Origin of the sequence: Streptococcus panodentis, assembly GCF_017884005.1 — a bacterium.
GTDB classification, from domain to species: Bacteria; Bacillota; Bacilli; order Lactobacillales; family Streptococcaceae; genus Streptococcus; species Streptococcus panodentis.
This window is the reverse complement of sequence record NZ_QFAY01000055.1, coordinates 1-879: the sequence shown is the minus strand read 5'-3', so window position 1 is coordinate 879 and position 879 is coordinate 1. Positions and strand designations below refer to the sequence as shown.

At 49.8% G+C, this 879-nt stretch carries 2 protein-coding genes; one reads left to right on the top strand and one right to left on the bottom strand.

Annotated elements, in window-relative coordinates; all coding sequences use genetic code 11:
* The coding region (locus DHL47_RS13200; protein WP_209552182.1) for an SIALI-17 repeat-containing surface protein at positions 1–636 on the top strand (636 nt) is incomplete at its 5' end.
* A gap of 49 nt (positions 637–685) precedes the next feature.
* Here the strand turns inward: DHL47_RS13200 and DHL47_RS13195 are convergent.
* On the bottom strand, positions 686–879 hold a 194-nt coding region (locus DHL47_RS13195), incomplete at its 5' end, for a hypothetical protein (protein WP_209552181.1).

Genomic DNA, 879 nt, shown 5'->3' with positions numbered 1-879 from the left:
GTGACGGCTGAGCTGCCAGAGTTTATCTTAACAGCGGTTCAGAGTCCGACTGCTCAGCTTCCAAGTGATGCACCGCAAGCAGATGCTTTGCCAGAATTTCAGGGCGGTGTCAGCGATTCTGATCCTGTGACAGCTGATTCTGAATCCTATGATTTAACAGGGATTCCGCCGCTTGTCAGCCAGCTTCCAAGCGACGCACCGCAGGTAGACGCTTTGCCAGAATTTCAGGGCGGTGTTAGTGATTCCGAACCTGTGACGGCTGAGCTGCCAGAGTTTATCTTAACAGCGGTTCAGAGTCCGACTGCTCAGCTTCCAAGCGACGCACCGCAAACAGATGCTTTGCCAGAATTTCAGGGCGGTGTCAGTGATTCTGATTCTGTGACAGCCGAAGCTCTGCCTGTTTATCACCTAGCTGCAGAGAATGTATCAATTGTCAGTCAGTCTAATCAGAAGCCACAATCCGCTTTAGCTGCGACAGCCACGGAAGAGTCTGGCAGGATAGAAAAGCAAACGTCTTCTGCTGCTGTTTTACCAAGAACTGGTGAACTCTCCCAGCTTCCGCTTGCTGCCCTAGCAGCCGTCAGTGCTTTAAGCGGCCTTGCTTTGCTTGCCCGTAATAAGAAAGATGTCGGATAAAATATGCAGAAAAAGAGGTCAAGGAGGCCTCTTTTTTTATAGGCGTCTTTCATTTCTTCTCAATGAAAACCATCAGCAGACTAGTCAGGAACAGGGCTGATGAGGCTGCTCCACCGCCATCAGCCGTACGCTTTTGAGACTTCCTCACGGAAGCTTTATCTGCCACGAGGCTGAGACAAAAGTCCTTCAGTTTCGCTTTGTTTTGGTAAAAAACTCTTGACGCGGTAGCTGATTGCTCAAAAG